21 protein-coding genes and 1 pseudogene are annotated in these 18,998 nt (G+C 30.9%); 6 read left to right on the top strand and 16 right to left on the bottom strand.

The window, feature by feature from the left end; genetic code table 11:
* Nucleotides 1-4: 4 nt before the first annotated feature.
* From PF021_RS03735 to PF021_RS03710, 6 genes are all read right to left on the bottom strand, one after another.
* On the bottom strand, nucleotides 5-1,534 hold the full coding sequence (locus PF021_RS03735) for a 4Fe-4S binding protein (protein ID WP_271021081.1): 1,530 nt from the start codon (nucleotides 1,532-1,534) through the stop codon (nucleotides 5-7).
* A 73-nt stretch (nucleotides 1,535-1,607) separates the two neighbouring features.
* The gene (locus PF021_RS03730) at nucleotides 1,608-2,555 is read right to left on the bottom strand and encodes a hypothetical protein (RefSeq protein ID WP_271021080.1); all 948 of its coding nucleotides are present in this window, start codon (nucleotides 2,553-2,555) and stop codon (nucleotides 1,608-1,610) included.
* The gene (gene aroC, locus PF021_RS03725) at nucleotides 2,548-3,618 is read right to left on the bottom strand and encodes a chorismate synthase (protein ID WP_271021079.1); all 1,071 of its coding nucleotides are present in this window, start codon (nucleotides 3,616-3,618) and stop codon (nucleotides 2,548-2,550) included. The genes PF021_RS03730 and aroC overlap by 8 nt, the downstream gene beginning before the upstream one ends.
* On the bottom strand, nucleotides 3,615-4,304 hold the full coding sequence (gene rnc, locus PF021_RS03720) for a ribonuclease III (protein ID WP_271021078.1): 690 nt from the start codon (nucleotides 4,302-4,304) through the stop codon (nucleotides 3,615-3,617). The genes aroC and rnc overlap by 4 nt, the downstream gene beginning before the upstream one ends.
* Nucleotides 4,273-4,734 carry a ribonuclease HI gene (gene rnhA, locus PF021_RS03715; protein ID WP_271021077.1) on the bottom strand — a complete coding sequence of 154 codons (462 nt, stop codon included), beginning with the start codon at nucleotides 4,732-4,734 and terminating at the stop codon, nucleotides 4,273-4,275. The genes rnc and rnhA overlap by 32 nt, the downstream gene beginning before the upstream one ends.
* Nucleotides 4,709-5,743 (bottom strand): tetratricopeptide repeat protein, encoded by a 1,035-nt coding sequence (locus PF021_RS03710; RefSeq protein ID WP_271021076.1) that lies wholly within the window; start codon nucleotides 5,741-5,743, stop codon nucleotides 4,709-4,711. The genes rnhA and PF021_RS03710 overlap by 26 nt, the downstream gene beginning before the upstream one ends.
* Nucleotides 5,744-5,828: 85 nt before the next feature.
* Between PF021_RS03710 and dnaG the strand changes: the two genes are divergently transcribed.
* The 6 genes and pseudogenes from dnaG to PF021_RS03685 all read left to right on the top strand — a co-directional run bounded on the left by dnaG (nucleotide 5,829) and on the right by PF021_RS03685 (nucleotide 11,222).
* A complete protein-coding gene (gene dnaG, locus PF021_RS03705) occupies nucleotides 5,829-7,490 on the top strand; it encodes a DNA primase (protein ID WP_271021075.1) in 1,662 nt (553 codons plus the stop codon).
* A complete protein-coding gene (locus PF021_RS03700; RefSeq protein WP_271021074.1) occupies nucleotides 7,468-8,445 on the top strand; it encodes an argininosuccinate synthase domain-containing protein in 978 nt (325 codons plus the stop codon). The genes dnaG and PF021_RS03700 overlap by 23 nt, the downstream gene beginning before the upstream one ends.
* 17 nt (nucleotides 8,446-8,462) lie before the next feature.
* Nucleotides 8,463-9,074 (top strand): nitroreductase family protein, encoded by a 612-nt coding sequence (locus tag PF021_RS03695; protein ID WP_271021073.1) that lies wholly within the window; start codon nucleotides 8,463-8,465, stop codon nucleotides 9,072-9,074.
* Nucleotides 9,075-9,157: 83 nt separating this feature from the next.
* Nucleotides 9,158-9,784, top strand: a pseudogene (locus PF021_RS08615) (methyl-accepting chemotaxis protein); the annotation flags it as partial.
* A gap of 21 nt (nucleotides 9,785-9,805) precedes the next feature.
* Nucleotides 9,806-10,267: a CZB domain-containing protein gene (locus PF021_RS08610; RefSeq protein ID WP_407081411.1), complete on the top strand. Its 462-nt coding sequence runs from the start codon at nucleotides 9,806-9,808 to the stop codon at nucleotides 10,265-10,267.
* A 64-nt stretch (nucleotides 10,268-10,331) separates the two neighbouring features.
* Nucleotides 10,332-11,222, top strand: a complete 891-nt coding sequence (locus PF021_RS03685) for a glycosyltransferase (protein ID WP_271021071.1) — start codon at nucleotides 10,332-10,334, stop codon at nucleotides 11,220-11,222.
* 16 nt (nucleotides 11,223-11,238) lie between these two features.
* Here the strand turns inward: PF021_RS03685 and PF021_RS03680 are convergent, their stop codons facing one another.
* From PF021_RS03680 to PF021_RS03635, 10 genes are read right to left on the bottom strand one after another with little or no spacing between them, the layout of a single operon-like run.
* Nucleotides 11,239-11,799: a hypothetical protein gene (locus PF021_RS03680; protein ID WP_271021070.1), complete on the bottom strand. Its 561-nt coding sequence runs from the start codon at nucleotides 11,797-11,799 to the stop codon at nucleotides 11,239-11,241.
* A 42-nt stretch (nucleotides 11,800-11,841) separates the two neighbouring features.
* On the bottom strand, nucleotides 11,842-12,036 hold the full coding sequence (locus PF021_RS03675; protein ID WP_271021069.1) for a DUF5408 family protein: 195 nt from the start codon (nucleotides 12,034-12,036) through the stop codon (nucleotides 11,842-11,844).
* A gap of 22 nt (nucleotides 12,037-12,058) precedes the next feature.
* Nucleotides 12,059-13,438, bottom strand: a complete 1,380-nt coding sequence (locus tag PF021_RS03670) for a DUF2972 domain-containing protein (protein WP_271021068.1) — start codon at nucleotides 13,436-13,438, stop codon at nucleotides 12,059-12,061.
* Nucleotides 13,439-14,260 (bottom strand): metal ABC transporter permease, encoded by an 822-nt coding sequence (locus PF021_RS03665; protein ID WP_271021067.1) that lies wholly within the window; start codon nucleotides 14,258-14,260, stop codon nucleotides 13,439-13,441. It lies immediately after the preceding gene.
* On the bottom strand, nucleotides 14,253-15,608 hold the full coding sequence (locus tag PF021_RS03660) for an FAD-dependent oxidoreductase (protein WP_271021066.1): 1,356 nt from the start codon (nucleotides 15,606-15,608) through the stop codon (nucleotides 14,253-14,255). The genes PF021_RS03665 and PF021_RS03660 overlap by 8 nt, the downstream gene beginning before the upstream one ends.
* Nucleotides 15,601-16,326: a metal ABC transporter ATP-binding protein gene (locus PF021_RS03655; RefSeq protein ID WP_271021065.1), complete on the bottom strand. Its 726-nt coding sequence runs from the start codon at nucleotides 16,324-16,326 to the stop codon at nucleotides 15,601-15,603. The genes PF021_RS03660 and PF021_RS03655 overlap by 8 nt, the downstream gene beginning before the upstream one ends.
* Complete coding sequence (locus PF021_RS03650; RefSeq protein ID WP_271021064.1) at nucleotides 16,319-17,635, bottom strand: SH3 domain-containing C40 family peptidase; 1,317 nt, start codon at nucleotides 17,633-17,635, stop codon at nucleotides 16,319-16,321. Before PF021_RS03650 ends, PF021_RS03655 begins: the two co-directional genes overlap by 8 nt.
* Nucleotides 17,626-17,970, bottom strand: a complete 345-nt coding sequence (locus PF021_RS03645) for an arsenate reductase family protein (protein ID WP_271021063.1) — start codon at nucleotides 17,968-17,970, stop codon at nucleotides 17,626-17,628. Before PF021_RS03645 ends, PF021_RS03650 begins: the two co-directional genes overlap by 10 nt.
* Nucleotides 17,967-18,299, bottom strand: a complete 333-nt coding sequence (locus PF021_RS03640) for a branched-chain amino acid transporter permease (RefSeq protein WP_271021062.1) — start codon at nucleotides 18,297-18,299, stop codon at nucleotides 17,967-17,969. Before PF021_RS03640 ends, PF021_RS03645 begins: the two co-directional genes overlap by 4 nt.
* Complete coding sequence (locus PF021_RS03635) at nucleotides 18,287-18,985, bottom strand: AzlC family ABC transporter permease (protein WP_271021061.1); 699 nt, start codon at nucleotides 18,983-18,985, stop codon at nucleotides 18,287-18,289. The genes PF021_RS03640 and PF021_RS03635 overlap by 13 nt, the downstream gene beginning before the upstream one ends.
* Nucleotides 18,986-18,998: the final 13 nt, after the last annotated feature.

Raw genomic sequence — 18,998 nt, 5'->3', positions numbered from 1 at the left:
TCCTTTAGTTGGTTGCAAACATTACTTTAACTTTGCAATCAGAGCAACATTGCAATGTCTTTAGCTTTTTAGGATCGTTAGCAAATGCTACACTCATCATCGTTGCAATCTTGTCTATTGATTTTTTAGTAGAGAATACTTTTCCGCACTCTACACATTTAAATGGCTCATCTTTGGTTAATTCTTTACTTTTGAAGTAGTTTGAGTTTAGTTCCATTCCATTTCTATGCAATTCAATTACCTTTTCAGGGCATGAATCTACACAATATCCACAGGTAGTGCATATAGAAGGATTAAATCTTAAAGAGAAATCATCACTTCTAGCAAAAATAGCATTTACATTACAAGCACCTACGCATGATAGACATAATGTACATTTTTCTTTATTTATACTTATGTTTCCATAGTATGTAGGTGCTATGCTTTGTGCCATTCCGTAATCTTTGTCTTTTATCATGTATTGAATTCTTTGTGAAAAGGATTCTCTATATGGTTTAGAATATCTATTTTTATACAGATATTCTGCGAATTTTTGGGCTTTGTTTGATAGTTCGTTTATATTGTGTATATCAGCTATTAGTAGAGAATCTCTATTGTAAATTTGATTTGTTATATTGTTAATGAATGATACTACAGATTCTAAAATGCTATTTTTGTTATAGATTACAACATCATATCCGCTTGTTTGGAGGATTGTTAGATAGTCATTTTCATTTAGCATTTTTATATTTGGTAATACCATTGGAGTTAGGGATTCGTCTAGTATTATATTGTTATTTACAAGTTCTTCATACCCGCTATAATCACATAAAAATACTTTAGTATCTTTATATAAATCTATTATTTCTTCTAACCCTTCTTTTGGTAGTTCTTCATATTCTAAGCAGTTTGTAGGACACACGCCTATACATGCTCCACAAGATATACAGTCTATATGAGAGAATACTAGTTTCATAATGCTATCATCTCCGCCAACTCCAAAAGTAGGGCATATATCTACGCATTTTGCACAATGCTTCTCTCTTCTTTCATTGTATTGGCAATAATCATCTTTATACGAAATCACCTCTTTATATGTGTATGTGCCTATATTTTTACCTAGACATTCTATCAATGCAGGTGGAGATTCAAAGTCAGCAACGCTATATACTCCATTAAATCTAATTAAATTATCATCATGGACAAATAGCACCGCTTGAGAAAAAGTAGCTGATGAATCATCGCTAAATGTAGCTGTGAAATTACCAAAACTACCACTAAAAAGAGTGATATTATTTATATCAAGTAATGAGGCATTAAATTTATGCTCACTTTCCTCTAGGCTTTCTTTAAAGTTTGTAATAATACTTGGAATTTCATCATTATCTGCAGAGTAAAGTAGTGCGACTTTATTATCTATATCAGCACTTTTTGTTGAATCAAGCAAAAAGCTATCTATTATTTCTTGTGTTTCTTCTATTATTTTTAGCTTTGTATTATAGTTTGGCAGGGTTTTATCTATTAGTTCTGTTTTTATATGTTTATTTATTATCATACTCTTTCTTTAAAAATAATTTTACTTAATGCTATAAAGAACGCCCTAATTCTAGTTGATTTTATAGAAAAAGTCAATTAATTTTTAACATTTTATTGCCGAAAATATGATGTAATTCTGTTGTCCATTTACTTGTGTTGTTTAGTATTTTAAGTGAATTTTGTGATAGTTCTTCTCTTGTTTTTTGATTTTTTATGTTTTTTAAATGCTCTAAAAGCATATTTTGTATTTCATCTTTATTTAACTTCCATGCTTCTTTTATGTAGAAAATAGAATCTTTAAAGCCCTCTAGGTTACCTCTTTGGTTTTGTGCTACTTCTAGTGCTATACATGGTCTCCCACAAGCTAGAATCTCGCCTAGACTCTGACCGCATGCAGATATGCATAAATCCATGCTTGATATTAGTGCTACCATTTCTTTGGGACTTAGATTATAGAGGCAGTTTTTTTCTTTTAGATTCTTATGTATGCAATATATTTTAAGGTTTTCATTTACGCTATTTATTACATCTATTATAAATTGTGTTAGGTTTAATATATCATCTCCACCTAGTGTTATTAGAATCTTTTTTATTTGCTTATTTATTTTTGGTTGGTTTTTTAGGTTTTGTTGCAAGGCTTGTAAGAATTCTGCTTGCAGAAGCATGAAATTTCTGCCTATTAGCAATGAATGATTTTTATATTTTGCTTTATAATTGTCTATATTTTGGTTAAAGGCGTTATTTACAATTATGCCACTTGGATAATCAAGCCTAAAATAATCATCAAAAAACATACATTTTTTTGCTACTTTTGAAGCTAGAGTATATAAAGAAAGTGGGAGAGTGTAAGAATCTATAACTAATAGCTCTTTACTCCAAGTATTAGATTCATTTTCTACAAAACTCTCTAGTAGAGTTGAATCTAAAAGTAGAGATTCTATATTAAGAAGTTCTAGCTGATATTTTAGTGCCTTAGCCCTTGAGATATGTCCTAGTCCAACCCCGCATTTGCCATCGGCAAAAATTACTGCTCTAAGCATATATTTTTTTTAATGATTGAATTGTGCTACTTGCATTTAAAAGTAGCATATCAGCTAAGATTAAAGAAAGCATAGATTCTCCTACAACACTCCCTCTAATGGCGATACATGGATCATGTCTGCCTTTTATATGACATATTGTTTCTTTGTTATTTTTATCTATGCTTTTTTGTGGGATAAATATACTTGGTGTTGGTTTGAAATGTAGTTTAATAATAATTTCTTCTCCATTGCTTATCCCTCCTAGCATACCACCTGCATTATTTGTTAGAAATCCATTTGTATCTATTTCATCATTATTTTCTTTTCCTGTTTTTTTAGAGGATTCTACTCCACTTCCTATTTCTACTGCTTTTACACCATTTAGTCCAAGTATGCTTCCTATTGCAGAATCTAGCTTATAATATAGCCCCTCTCCAAGCCCCTTTGGGACATTACTAGCCTTAAGTAGTGCAACACCGCCTATACTATCGTGGTTATTTTTATGTTTTAGTATTTCTTGTTTTTGTAGTTTTTCTATATTTTTATCAAGGGAATATATCTCGCTTTTAAGTGCATTATTAAAGTCTATATCTTTGCATTCTATGTTTCCTATGCTAAGAATCCCACTTTGCACTTGTATGTTAAACTCCCTTAAAAGCATTTTAGCAAATGCGCCACCAGCAACCCTAATAGCACTTTCTCTAGCACTAGCCCTGCCACCACCTCTATAATCATAGATACCATATTTGTTATAGTATGTAATATCAGCATGACCGGGACGAAAAATATCTTTTATATTATCGTAGTGATTTGATTTTGTGTTGTTGTTTTTTATTATAAACCCTATTGGAGTGCCTAGAGTAGCATCATCAAATACCCCACTTAGAATCTCTACTATATCATCTTCTTTTCTTTGTGTTGAGTATAGATTCCTGCCCCCTTGTCGTCTTGTCATTTCTTGTTTTAATAATTTTCTATCTATCTTAAGTCCTGCTGGGAATCCATCTAAGATTCCACCTATTGCTTCTCCATGACTTTCTCCAAATGTGCTAAGTCTTAATCTAACCCCAAAAGTGTTCATCTATCACCTTTTTTAGAATTACTTTCTATCATCTCTAGTGCTATTTTTGCACAGCTTTGTTCAGCTACTTTCTTGCTTTTTCCGCTTGCAATTGCATATTCTTTATTATCTATATACACAGCCATTATGAATTCTTTATTATGATCTGGTCCTTTTGAATCTATTAATTTATATTCAGGTATTACCCCAAATAGTGCTTGAGTGATTTCTTGCAGACTTGTTTTGTGGTCGTAAAATAAGTGTTTTAAGTCTATTTTGGGGAATATTTTTTCAAAAAGCGGTATTGCAATTTCTCTTACTTCTTCTAAATTACTCTCTAAATATATCGCACCAAGCACAGCTTCAAACGCATTTGATAGTATTGAATCTTTTTCTCTTCCTAAGTTTGCTTCCTCGCTTTGTGATATATATAGCACTTCACCCATTTGTAGGTATCTTGCGATTTTTGAGAGGGATTTTTCATTTACCATAGCAGCACGCATTTTTGATAGCTCACCTTCAGGTGAGGTTGGGAATTTATAAAATAAATATTCTCCAATTATTAAATCAAGCACAGCATCACCTAAGAATTCTAGCCTTTCATTATGAGTGCTTTTTTTAAGGCTTTTGTGAGTTAGTGCTTCTTTTAGGATAGTCATGTTTTTGAACTTATAATTAATTGCTTTTTGAAACTGCATTAGATTCATTATGTTCTCCAAGTTTGTATTTTAATGCTTCTTCTTTTGCGATATTATCGCACATTTCATTTTCTTTATGTCCATTATGTCCTTTTACCCACATCACATCTATTTTGTGCATTTTTGAGACTTCTATGTATTCTTTCCAAAGGTCAGGATTTTTAATTTTACTGAAGTTTTTCTCTATCCAGTTAGGTAGCCACTTTGAGATTCCATCTAGCACATATTTAGAATCGCTTACAATAAGCACATTACATGGTTCTTTTAGTGCTTTTAGTGATTGTATTAGGGCAGTTAGTTCCATTCTATTATTTGTAGTGTGAGATTCTCCACCGCTTATTATTTTGCGTTTGCCATTATAATCTAGGATTCCGCACCAGCCACCAGCACCGGGATTCCCAAGTGAAGAGCCATCACAAAAAAGAGTAACGCATTTCATTTTCTTTCTCCTTTAGTGTGGCTATACATTTTATGCTTAAAATCTCTCCACAATGCGGACATCTATCAAAGCTAAGCGGGGAGATTGCATTGCAAATATTACATTTATAGCTAAATTTTAGGTCGCCAAAATAATGACCTTCTCTTTGCAAGAGACATATAGATTCTAGTTCAAAAGTTTCTTTTTTGAAGTTATCATCATCATAATAACCCTTTGTTTTATATATATCATTTAGTATTTTTGATTTTAGAGGATTGCTTGGGAGTTCTTGCATTTGTGTATTCCATAAAATATCAAGTATATTTAATATGTCCTTATTTTCTAGTTCTTCAACGCGCTGCCAAAATAGTGTTGGATAAAAGTCTTTAAAAAAGCTCAAAATAATCCTTGATAGATTTTTTTCTTTTTTTAGTATTTCTAGGAGCTTTTTTTCTTTGTTGGATTCTTTGCTGGTTATTAGAATCTTAGCTTGTAGATATAGTTCTTCTTTTGTCATGTTGCCTTTTATTTCTTTTAAGCATTTTAAGGCTTCTAGTGCTTCTTGATAGAGGCTTAGCTCCTCATTTATTTTAATTAGCTTTCTTAATGCTTCTTCATCTCTTGGGAAATGCTTTAGAATCTCTAAGCATATTTCTTTTGAACGCAATGGGAATCCTGCTTTATAATACACATCACTTAGAGATTCTAAAATTGGGACTTTATCTATTGGATTTTTTATGTTGTTTAGTAGCGTTAGATATAGTCTTATTGCTTTTTCATAATTTGCACTTTTGCTATACATTTTAGCCATAAACAATATTGAAGGCATTGGATTTGGGCTTAGTGCTAGAAACTCTTTTATTTCATTATCAAACCCAACATAGTCGAAGTTTTTCATAAACTTCAAAATACCATTTTGTTTTTGTTTGCTTGTTATGTAGTTCCAATAATATGCAAGAATACTAATAACCCCTATGCAAAATATTAAAATTACTATGCTAAAGAGAGGATCTCTGTATTGAAATTCCAAAATATACCCCAAGTGCTAGATTTATGACTAATATTTTAATTATTTAAAAGTATAATAAATCTTAAAAATATATTTAGGTTTTGTTGTGATAACGCAAGAGAGTGTAGAAAGATTAAAAGCAAGTATAGATATTGTAGATGTAATTTCAAGGTATATCGAAGTAAAAAAGGTGGGTGCTACATATAAGGCATGTTGTCCATTCCATGATGAAAAAACTCCTAGTTTTGTAATAAATCATAATAAGGGATATTATCATTGCTTTGGTTGTGGGGTTAGTGGGGATTCAATTAAGTTTGTCATGGAGTATGAAAGGATAGATTTTCAAAGTGCTTTAGAATCTCTAGCAAAGATATTTAATGTATCGCTAGATTATACAGATAGCGGATATAAGCCAAATGAAGATTATAGAATTTTAGAGAAATTAAATGTATTTTATATACAAAATCTAAGTCCAAGCATTAGAGAATATATAAAAAGCAGGGGTATAACAGATAGTCTAAGGGATAGATTCGAGCTAGGATATGCACCAAAGAGCTATGAAGTTGTAAAGTTTATGCAAGATAATTTTTTGAATCTAAATGCAGTAGCAGAAGCAAAAATGCTATGGAGAGATGATAAAAATCGATATGTAGCATATTTAAGTGAGAGACTTACATTTCCAATACGAAATGAAAACAATAAGTTAGTAGCCTTTGGAGGCAGAATCCTAACTAATTCTACAACTCAAGCAAAATATAAAAATACAAGCAATACAGAGCTTTTTAATAAATCAAGGATTCTGTATGGATATAATGTAGCAAAAGATTCCATATATAAAAAAGAAGAAATAATTATAACCGAAGGCTATATGGATACAATCATGCTTCATCAAGCAGGTTTTACAAATGCGGTTGGAACTTTAGGAACTGCACTTACAAAAGAGCATTTACCCCTTATATCTAAAGGTAATCCAAAAGTAATAGTAGCCTATGATGGAGATAGAGCAGGGATTAGTGCGGCACTAAAAGCTGCAAATTTATTATCTCTAGCTAGAAAAGATGGTGGAGTTGTTATCTTTAAAGATGGGCTAGATCCAGCAGATATGGTGCAATGTGGTAAGATAAAGGAATTAAAAGAGTTATTTTCAAATCCAATTCCACTAATAGAATTTGTGCTTGTGGATATTTTAAACAAATATGATTTACAAAATCCAATGCAAAAAGATTCTTGTCTAAATGAATCTATATCGTTTTTAAAGCAGTTATCCGTAGTTGTCTTTGAGGAGTATAAGTCGTGGTTGTCATATAGGCTAAATATCCCTCAACATTTAATTAAAATAAATAAACCATTTGAAGTATTACAAAGTAAAATAAGAAACGATTCTTTTTATGGAATTGCTGAAAAATGCGTTATTAAAAGTATTTTGGAAGATGAATCTCTGCTTGATTTGGCATTGAATTATCTTGATATAGATATGTTCAAATCACAAAGAGGTGCGTATTTAAAGCTACTAAATGGAGAGCTAGAAGATAGTGAGCTAATAGCTATTATGTGCGATGAAAATGTAATTGCATTAAATAAAAAGGAGCTAAAAGAACAAATAATTATGATTATTGCTAAGCATTATGATGATAAGATAGCGTTAGTAAAGCAAGATTCTACTATTGATATTACAACAAAACTTGCTTTGCTTGATAATTATCAAAAATATTTAAAAATTTTAAAAACAGGAGAATTAGTAATATATGAAAGCATTAGCTCTATTTAGTGGCGGACTTGATAGTTTATTGTCTATTAAGATTATAAAAGATTTAGGGATTGATGTATTGGCGGTTCATTTTAACATAGGCTTTGGAGCAAGAAAAGATAAAAGTGAGATTTTAAGAAACACACTAAAACAGGTTGGAGTTGAGTTAAAAATAGTAGATATTAAAAAGCAATTCTTTGAAGATGTGCTTTTTAAGCCAAAATATGGCTATGGGAGATTCTTTAATCCATGTATTGATTGCCATGCTAATATGTTCTCTCATGCTTTATCCATGATGAAAGAAGAGGGTGCCAGTTTTGTAATTAGTGGTGAGGTATTAGGTCAAAGACCAAAGAGTCAAAGAAGTGAAGCTTTAGGGCAGGTTGAGAGGTTATGTGGCGGAGAGGGGCTTATTTTGCGTCCTATGTGTGCTAAGTTGCTTCCTCCAACAATACCAGAGATAAATGGCTGGGTAGATAGAGAAAAATTACTTGATATACATGGTAGGGGTAGAGATAGGCAATTGCAACTTGTAAAAGATTATGGCATTGAAGTGTTTGAGAAGCCTGGTGGTGGTTGTTTATTAACAGATACAAGCATAGCAAACAAAATAAAAGACTTGCATGGTCATAGAGAAGTTATTTTTGAAGATATGGAGCTTGTAAAGTATGGCAGGTATTTTGTGCTTCCAAATGGTGCTAGATGTGTGATAGCTAGAAATCAAGATGAGAATGAAAAGCTATCATTTAATCACCCTAAAATGAGCAAAATAGAGCTTGTAGATTGCAAAGGACCATTAGGACTCATAGAAAAAGAAGCAACAAATGAGGATAAAGAATTAGCAATTGCAATTACTCTAGCATATGGAAAGACTGAAGCTGGTAGTTTATATAAGGTGAATTTTGAAGGCAATACAATAGAGAGAAGCCCAATAGATAATAAAGATAGTGCTAGAGAGTATTTATTGAATCTATAAAAATAAGGAGGGGTATAATGGAGGATACATTTAAAAAAATAATTGAGCAAAGATATGCTTGTAGAGAGTTTGGCGATGAAAGTATCCCAAAAGAACAATTAGATTATATTTTAGAAGCAGGTAGATTATCTCCTAGTTCATTGGGGTTAGAGCCTTGGAGATTCTATGTGACAACCAACAAAGAAAGAAAACAAGAAATATGTAAAATTGCAAAAAATCAAAATCATGTAGGTGCTTGTGGAGCAATTATTATACTTGTTGCTAGACTCGACTTTGGCGAATACTTTGTAGAAAAGTTACAAAAAAGAAATATGTCGCAAGAAGAATTAGATAAAAGAATAAAAGTATATAAGCCCTTTATAGATTCTATGGATATTAACCAAAAATACGCATATGCAAGAGAACAGACATTTTTGGCATTGGGGAATTTGGCAAATGCAACAAAGGCTATTGGTTTAGATTCTTGTATTATAGGTGGATTTGATAATGATTTGTTGGATAGTTATTTAAAGCTTGATGTAACTAAAGAGAGATCATCAATAATATTGGTGGTAGGTAAGGCTAAAATTTGTGATATAACCAAAAAGACAAGGTTTGCTAAAGAGGAAATAATTAGAAGATTGGACTAAGAAATTGGATATTGTATCAGTGTATTTTACAATACTAAAATTTTTATTGTAAAATCTGTGAAAATATAAATGAGGAGAGACTGATGTTTGGTAACAGTAAAAGAGAAGAAGAGTTATTGCAAGAAAACAAACTATTAAGACAAAAAGTAGAATCTTTAGAAAATAATTTAAGAACTTACAATACAAAAAATGAAGAATTGCAACAACAATTAGATAGTTTTGGTTGTTTTAGTGAGGCAAATAAGAATAAATTATGTGGTGAGATGCTAAATATGATTATTTCTTCATGTGCTAAGAATCTTAAAATATTACAAGATAATTTTTCTGTATCAGTTGATATGTTAAAACATGCAGAGCATGATTCTTTGAAAAATTACGAACAAACAAGAACACTAGAAACAAATATAAGTGAGACTATATCTGGAGTAAGCGAGAAACTAGTTGGTTTTCAGGCTATGATCACTCAAGTATATCAAGATTTAGATTCGATTAGCAATGTGATAAATTTAATTACAGATGTAAGCGATCAAACAAATCTACTAGCACTTAATGCAGCTATTGAAGCTGCAAGAGCAGGAGAACATGGTAGAGGATTTGCAGTAGTAGCAGATGAAGTAAGAAAATTAGCAGAGAGAGCTCAAAAGGCTACAAAAGAAATAGAAATGAATATTCAAGTTTTAAGACAAAATTTCTCTGAAGTTCAAAGCACAACAGAAGATATAGTAGATGAAATGGAAAATGTAAATGGAGAGGTTGCTAGATTCTCTGAAGTTGCTCAAACATCAATGAATGTTAGAAAAGATTCTGAAAATGTGCTTGATACTACATTTATAGGACTTGTAAAATTAGATCACTTATTGTTTAAAATGAATGGTTATAAAGCTATCATAGATGATAATAGAGAAATAAAACTTGCAAATCATCATGAGTGTAGGCTTGGAAAGTGGTATGAAGAAGGTGCAGGTAAGCAATTTTTTAGTAAATTGCCTGATTATGCTTCATTAGAACAAGTTCATGCTGGTGTGCATGATAACTTCAATAATGCGTTAGATATATTTAGAGCAAATGGTATTGAGAATGAAAAATCTTGTGCTGATATTATGTCTGCATTTAAAAGTGGTGAGATTGCATCCGATGGAGTTGTAGAAGTGCTTGATAAACTTCTTGCTTCAAAGCTAGAAGAAAGGAAGTAGTATGACCATATATATATATATATATATATCATAGAAAGGCACAATAAATATAAAGGTATTATTTATGTGTAATAGTGATGCCTTTGTTTATAGCTTTTGGTATGATAAAACAGGAAGTGTAGATAGAGTTAGCATAAATGAAGTTTTATGTATAGCCTCCTATATAGCAAATAATAATAAATTTATCTTATATACTTACAATCCAAAAGATCCTTATATGCTATTTTTGCGAGACTGCATAAGCTATGTGGATAATTCTAAATTATTTGAAATAAGAGATGCTAATGAAATTATAAATAAAAGAGAAATGTTTTTTGATACTGGTGCTGGTGGCGGGATAGCAGCATTTAGCGATTATTTTAGATATTCATTATTGTGTAAGTTTGGTGGTTGGTGGGTTGATATGGATACCATATGCCTTAGAGATTTTAGTGTTATTAGAGATAATATTGTTTTTGCTAGTGAAAGGAAACTTTATTCTAGTGGAATTCAAGCTGCCACTTGTGTGATAAAGTCAAATAAAGATAGTGAAGTAATGAATAGTATAAATTTTATTGCTAAAAATAAAATAGATTCTTATTTTTCGAATAGAAATACAAAAATAGACAAAATACCATGGGGTGTTATTGGTCCTGTTTTTTTGAGCGAGTTTATAAATTTAAACAATCTACAAAGTCATGTAGCTGGTCCAAATGTATTTTGTGAAATTGATTGGTTTTGTATCGAAAAATTTATTTCTCCATATGCTATAGTAGATTTTAGCAATGCTTACTGTCTCCATATGTGGAATGCCATGTGGGAGAGAAATGGATTGCCTAAAAATCATACATATCCGAAAGGTAGCATTATCGAGTATTTTAAAGAAAGATATTTGCCAAAAGATGTTATATCTAAATTTCAAAATATAGAAATTGATTTCCATTCTATAATAGATATGAAATTTAGAAATAAATAGAATCTTTAGATTCTATTTATTTAAATAAATCTTTAAATGTATTGGCATCAAAGTTTTCAAAGTCGTAATTTCCGCTATTATTAGAAATAGGAAGACTGGCTTTTTCTATTAGTCCGCTAATTGCAGTCATCTTTTCTATTATTTCATCATGTTTTTCGCTTAGTTTGTTTGGCAGGAATTCACCAAGCTGACTAGGAAGAGGTAGGCTAACAGATATGTTCTCTCCTGCTAATTGTAAATTTAGCTCTTTACCAAACAATGGCTCATTTTTAAATTGTGCTGCTTTTGCCGTTGAATCTAGAGCACTTACATTTGTTGTACCACTTTTTAGTTGATTGCTTATGGCATTTATCGTTATATCTGCTATCTGCATTGCACCTATCATTTCATTGGCACCTTTGATACCATCTGTGAATTTACGAATCTCTAAAGTTTGATTTGATACATTTGGCAATTCTTGAATCTCAACTGGAGAGTTTTCGCTATTAGATTCTAGTTGTGCTACTTGTGTTGCTTCTTTTGGTTGTGTAGTTTGATATACATTCCCTGTATTAAATTGGTTTATAGAAGATACCATTTAAACTCCTTATTTATGGTTTAAATGGTGTTAAAGCATTTTTTATTCCACTTTTTGATTTTGCTCTAATAGCTCTACTTTTTTTTGTAATTCTCTGTGTTCTTTTACTAGATTTGCAGTGGCGGTTATTTGATTTAGCATAATCCATAAACTTATAAATGCAAAAATTGTAGTAATTACACATGAGATAATTGCAATTTTTATTGCTCTTTTTGCGATGTTTTCTATATATTCCATATCTTCTCCTAAATTTAGGATTCTACTTTGCTTTTTCTAAAAGTTTTGCATAATGTTTCCATTTTTCTATAATATCTTTCCTATTGTTTTTAAGTAGTGGTTTTTTATAGTGTTCTATAGTGCTTAAAAAGTATTCAAGTGTCGTTTTATTCTCTAATAAATAATCTATTATGGTGTCTAAATCCACTTTTTTACTATCTTCTATTTTTTGTTGTTCTAGTATTAGGTTTATGAATTTATGTAAGAAACCATGTGCTACTTTTATTATTTGTTGATTTTGTATAAACTTTTTATAGTGCTCATAAGTAGTGCTTATTGTGATGCCTTTTATTGTTTCTTTTTTAAAAAACATTTCTGTAATGTTGCATTCTTTTTGGTGTAAATCATTTTGTATAGAAATTATAATACTATCTTTATGGTTAATCGTTTCATTGTCCATGCAGTTTATTTTCTTATGTATGTCAATATCATTTATGTGTAAATTAAAGCCAATCAAGGATAGGTATTTTGTCTTTTGATTTGTAAGCCTATCTTTATTTAACTCTAAAGCTTGGCTATCTAGTGGAAAATTAAATTTACTAGATAATCTTTTTAAAACTTCAATAATACCTTCTCCTACTATCTCGCTAGTATCAATAAATAGCATATTGCTCATATCTAAATTTATTAATTTTTCTAAAAAGTTTGTGGTATTAAAATGCATATATCTAAATGCGACATAAAAAGGGATTAAATCTAAATTTGGAAATTTATTAAAGTTGTATCCACAGCCATATGCAACAGCATTCTTTATAATTTCGTCTATATTGTAAGTTAAGTTTATATCTCTTGGTATATTTGGGTTGTTTAGTTGTATATTAATACATGAAGAAAGCAAAGATATAGGATCTCTAAAGAGACAGAATGCGTCTTTATATGGCATTAGAGCATATAATTTATCTGCATTTTCATCATTAACAACAAAATTATTTAGTGATATATATGTAAATTTGTATTTATTATTATATTTTAAGATTGTTTGATAGAGATAAGAGTATTGTTCAAATGCTTGCCCACTTTGAGAAGAGATTATTTCTGCCCCCCCCCCCGCCACTTTTAGGGCATCCCACATAGCATTATTTCCAGTAGCGTGTGAGGCTATCATATAGAAGTTGAAGTATGGAGGTAGTGGCATATTTAATGTCCATGCTAACTCTGGTGATACATTTAGATAGTTAAAAGTGTCTGGATTGAACATTGGAGCATATTTATTGTTTTTATATGTTTTTTTAAATGTATCAGAGGTTATCCATTCTAATATTTGAGTTTTGTTTTGCAAAAGTATTAAATTAAAAACATCAATAGATATTGTCTCTGGATTAATTTTTGTGTATTTTAAAAGCGATTCTACTAGTTCCTTCATTCATACCCTTTGTATTAATTTACTATAAACATATTTAGATAAGAACATTATTGCTGATATTATACTTAAAACTAGAACAATGCTAGAACCTGCTTGTAGATTATAAAAGTACGCAAGAACAATACCAAGTATTGAGGATATAAATGAAATAACACTTGATAGTAACATCATTGTATAAAGATTCTTGCAAAATAGCTCTGAAATATATGCAGGTATGCTAAGTAAGGCTACTATTAGTATAATTCCAACTGATTGCATACTAAGCACAATTCCCAAAGCGATTAAAACCATCAAAATAGTGCTAAAAAGATTTGTATTTATACCTCTTAAATAAGCAAAATCACTATCATACATAACGGCTATTATTGCTTTATAGAACAAAAATATAAATAGCACCAAGCATACGCTAAAGCTGGACATATAGTAAATATCATGCAAACCAATGCTTAAAATGCTACCAAAAAGAAAACTCATAAAATCTTTGCTATATCCAGGCGTTAGCTCTACTAGTATAATCCCCAATGCCATGCCAAAAGCCCATAGAGAGCCAATTATTGAATCTATCCTTTCTTTGGATCTTAATAGCATATAAGATAAGATTAATGCACATATAACGCTAAAGAGTGTAGAACCAAGCAAAATTGGTAATCCAAAAAACACAGAAATCCCAACTCCACCATATACACTATGTGCTATTCCACCAGCTAGAAATACAATTCTATTGGCCACTACAAGAGTGCCTATGATTCCGCAAATTACGCTTGTAAAAAAAGAGCCAATTATTGCATTATGTATAAAGCTATAACTTAAAAGATCAATCAATAAGCCACTCCAAGCTATCCTCTTTTAATTCTTTATTTACTTTTTCCATATTTATTTTAGCACCTAGATATTCTGTTATCTCCATCATATCTACTAGTGCATTTTTTAGACAGCTAGTTGCACCTGGACTTGGCGTCATGTTAAAGGTTATTCCTTTGTTGCTTTTAATCTTTTTTTCTCCAAGTATTAGTTTCTTTTCTTTTTTGTCTAACACTTGAGGTCTTATGCCTCCAAAACCACTTGCATATGATAGATCTTCTAGTCTTATTGAAGGTATTATTTTTTTGGCTTCTTGTAGGAAATATTTTTTGCCAATACTTGGAATTTCATATAAGAAATTTCTAAAAATATAGCTTCTAATCTCTGAATCTGATAGTAGATCAAACATAATATTCAGAGTTCCACTTGCAATACCAGAGATTTTTAAGAAATCTAAAAAAGTTCCACTCTTAAATCTTTCTAGCTTAGGTAGTGCTAGTGCAGTAGGTCCAAGTCTTGTTTTATCCTTTGCGACTATATCTGGATCTCCATGTATTGCTGCAAAAGGGAGCTTTGGGTTTTGAACTGTATATACCTTACCATTTAACTTATTTCCAGGTATAAAATAAAAGCTACCAGACACAGGCAAACAACCAAGTTCTAGGCCATACCCCATATTGTGTGCCAAAAATAAAGAATGTGCTCCTGCATTTACAAGCACAAATTTTGCGCTAATTGGTGAGTGCCCATCTGCTTGTAATGTATATCCGCCATCACCTTGTTCTACTATGTTTTTGACTTTGAAGTTAAAAATTGCTTTATGTTCATTAAAAATACTAGTTTCTATCATATGATTTGCAGTTACGCAAAAGTTCATAGCACAAAAACTCTTTTTTATACCAGAGCCAACTACATTATCGCTTCTATTGCTACCATTTTCAGTCTTTATTATATTTGGTTCTATCTCTCTTAGAGTATCTTTGTTAAATAATTCTAATTCAGGATATATCTCGCTAAATTCATTATGTCTAGATTTTATAAATTCTACTTCCTTGTCGCCAACTCCAAATGCCATTTTTTGGCATTCAAAAATACTTTTATTTTGTAAATTATGGAATAGTGCGTAATTTTCTATAAGTTTTGCTGCTCTTCTTACTTTTTTTGCTTTTTCTTTTGTGTAGTTTGTTTCTATATCACCTGCGTGAATCGTTTGAGAGTTATTATTAGCGCTTGAGCTTAAAGTTGCTGGCCTATCATATTTTTCTAGCAGTACCACCTTTTTTATATCAGTGTAATGTGTTAATGTGTAAAATAAAGCACTACCAGAGATTCCGCCACCTATAATTGCTACATCATAAGAGTTATTCATATTGTTCTCCCATCATCATTTCTATTTCGCAGAAATGTTTGCCGTTTTGATTTTGATTAATTTGTGGAAGTTTGTGAATTGTAACTTCCTTATTTACATATAACGCATTTTTAGCATAGCCATATAATATAGATATATCATGGCTTATTATGACTATTGTCTTATCTTTATTGTTTTGCTTAAGTATCTCATATATGTCCTTTTGGTGTTTTTTATCTATGCTTGAAGTTGGTTCATCTAAGATTAGTATATCAGGTTTGCTGCATAATGCTCTTGCTATTAATACTCTTTGTCTAAGACCGCCTGATAGTTCTCCTATTTTTTTGTTTGCATGAGATTCTAGGTCTAGCTCTTTTATATATTTATTAGCTTTGTCTTTTTGTGTTTTGGTGTAACTAAACATATTTAAACTGCTTTCCTTGTCTAAAAATCCCATCATTACAACTTCTTTGGCTGTAACTGGAAAATGACGATTAAAAAAAGTATTTTGCGGGACATAGCCTATTTTTAGTTTTGAATCTCTTATTATCTCTCCACTACTTGGTTTTAAAAGATTTACCAATAGCTTTGCTAGAGTGCTTTTACCGCCACCATTTGGTCCTATGATAGCCCAAAAATCTCCTTTATTAATCGTCCAATTCACATTATACAAAATATGCTCTTTAGTTAAATAAAAATTAACATTTTTGCATTCTATTATTTTATTTTGTTCATTCATGTTCTTGTATTTTGCCATTTTCAAATAAGTTTAGCATTCCATATATTCTATTTATAAATAAAGAATCTTGCGGTATATTACTATTATTTTTTCCTATATCTATTTGCGTTATAGCTATTTTACCTATTATGTGTCTCATCTCTTTACTAGTGTTATTTGTTTCTTTTTGTATCATTTTTAGTCCCCAAACATCATGCAAGACCAGCATTTCCCCATTATGCTCACCTATATATAGCATGATATGACCTTTAAGCCCCAGTAGTGTTGCAAATGGAATTGCATTTTTCTTTATAAAATCTAGTTTTTTTTGTGGATTTAATTTATCTAGTGGATAGTATTTGCTTCCTTGTGTATCTGCTTTTATCTGTGCTTGTGAATTTCTTGGCAGATAGATTCCAAAGTTACTAAATGTATCCCTTAAAAACATAGAGCAATCTCTATTGCCAAACATACCCCCCCAGCCATATTTTTCGCCAACAATGCTATTTGCAATTAGTGCATAGTTGTGTTCGCTAAAGTTAAGAGGGAAGTTTAAAAATTCATCTCTGTTGATTTTTATTAGCTTTTCTTTTGCATTTCCATTTTCATCTCTAGTAAATATCAATATTTTATTTTTATACACAGGCAAGATCATGCCAACCCTTGCATATTCTAGGAATCTATCGTTAGATTTAAGCTCTATATAGTCATTTTTTGGAATTATGAAATTTTTTATATTTTTATATTTTTCTAGTTGTGCTTTATTTAGGTAGGCTATATTTTTGCTCTCTATCCAGCCACTTACAAAGCCACTTTCAACAAATGCCCATGCTTTGCTTTGTGAATAATGTTTAATTATTATTGGAGTATTTGCATAGATATATGAGTTTTGGAAGTAATCAAATGGGAATCCCTCTCCTGCTTTATTTGGATTTTTGAAAAACGGCTTATTAGTTGGCAGTGCTCTTAGGTTGCTCGAGTGTGCTACTATGGCGTATTTTAGCTTTGAGTTTGGAAAGTTATTGTAGTTTGCTTCAGATTCTAGCAGTTGTATTTCTTCTTTTTTGAGTGGCAAGAGATTTTCTCCATAGCCTTGTGTGCTATATGCCATATCTAACGCCCAAGCGATATGCTTTGTTTTTGTGTTTTCTTTTATTTTAAATGGTGCAAAGAAGCTCTCTAGGTATGAATCTTTTAAATTCTTAGTATTAATTAGTAAAGATTCTTGCGTGTAAAGATTTATATCTTGTGGTGGAAGAGTTATATCTTTAGTGCTACAAGCACTAAAGAGCAAGAACGCTAATGAAAATAGAATAATTTTTAATGCCATTTTGTGTTCTTATATATTTCTTCATCAAATCCAACAATAACTGAATCTTTTGTAGCTATCACAGGTCGCTTTATAAGCAATGGTTCTTGTAGTAAATAATTAAAAATTTCTTCATCACTTAGTGATAGTTTTGATAGTCCTAGCTTTTTATAAGTCATGCCTTTATTATTTAATAATACCTTTAAAGATATGTATTTTAGCCAAGATTCTAGCTCTTCCTTGCTTGGCTTTTGCTTTTTAAAATCAATAAATTCAAACTCAATACCATTTTCTTCAAGGTAGTTAATCGCTTTTTTCACACTACCGCAAGTTTTAATTCCATAAACTTTAATCATAAAAAAATCCTTGTAGCTAAAATATAAAAAACAATCCCTGCAAGTATGCTTAAAATAGGGTTTTTGAATCTAATAAAGAATATTACTGATATAAAGATTCCTATTAATTCTGGTATCCCATAAGTTATGTTCCATTTTACATCTTTGATACTAAAAAATACCAGTAAAGTCATAATCAAAAGTGGCATAGTGTTTTGTAGGTATTTTAGGCATTTGTTGTTATTGTAATTTCTTAGTAGCCAAAATGGCAAGAATCTAGTAAGCATAGTCCCAAATGAAGCTGCTAAAATTGCTAAAATCAAATAAAACTCATTTGTTATTTCGTGCATATATTTTTTCTTTCTATGAAATTTTTGCCAATTATTAAAAGCAAGATTCCAAAAATCATGCTAAATAGTAAAAAATGCTCACTAGGGAAGACTATTAACCCAAAGATTCCAATAGCTAATCCTATAAAGAATGGGATTTTGTTGTCTGAAGTTTGCAAGAGTGCTAGAGTTAGAACACTAAAGAGTGCTGTTAGGGCAAACTCGACACCTTGTGGTTGGAATCCTAATCCTTGCCCCATAAAGATTCCTAATGCACCACCTAATATCCAATACATGTGGTTTAGGAGTGTAATTAAGAAGAATCTATTTTCCTTGCTGTATTGTGTATCTTGCAAATGGCTAGTTTTTAGCGTGGCAAATGTCTCATCAGTAAGACCAAATAGTATGTAGTATTTTTTAATTCCAAACTCTTTTATATCATCTAGTATTGCAAGAGAGTAGAAAATATGCCTTATATTTAGCATAAAAGAAGCAAATGCAATTTCTAGGTAACCGCTTTTTAACGCCAATAGAGAAACAAGTAAAAATTGTCCAGCACCTGTGAAAATAAGTAAAGAACATAAAATCCCATAATACCATTCTATATTTAGCGTTGAAAACAAGATTCCAAATGCCATTCCAAGTGGTAAATATCCCATTAAAACGGGTAATGTTTGTATTAAAATCTTTATAAAAGAACCTTGCATAAATACTCCAAGT

The organism is Helicobacter ibis, from assembly GCF_027859255.1.
In the GTDB taxonomy this organism is placed as follows: Bacteria; Campylobacterota; Campylobacteria; order Campylobacterales; family Helicobacteraceae; genus Helicobacter_D; species Helicobacter_D ibis.
This window is presented reverse-complemented; position numbering and strand designations above follow the sequence as displayed.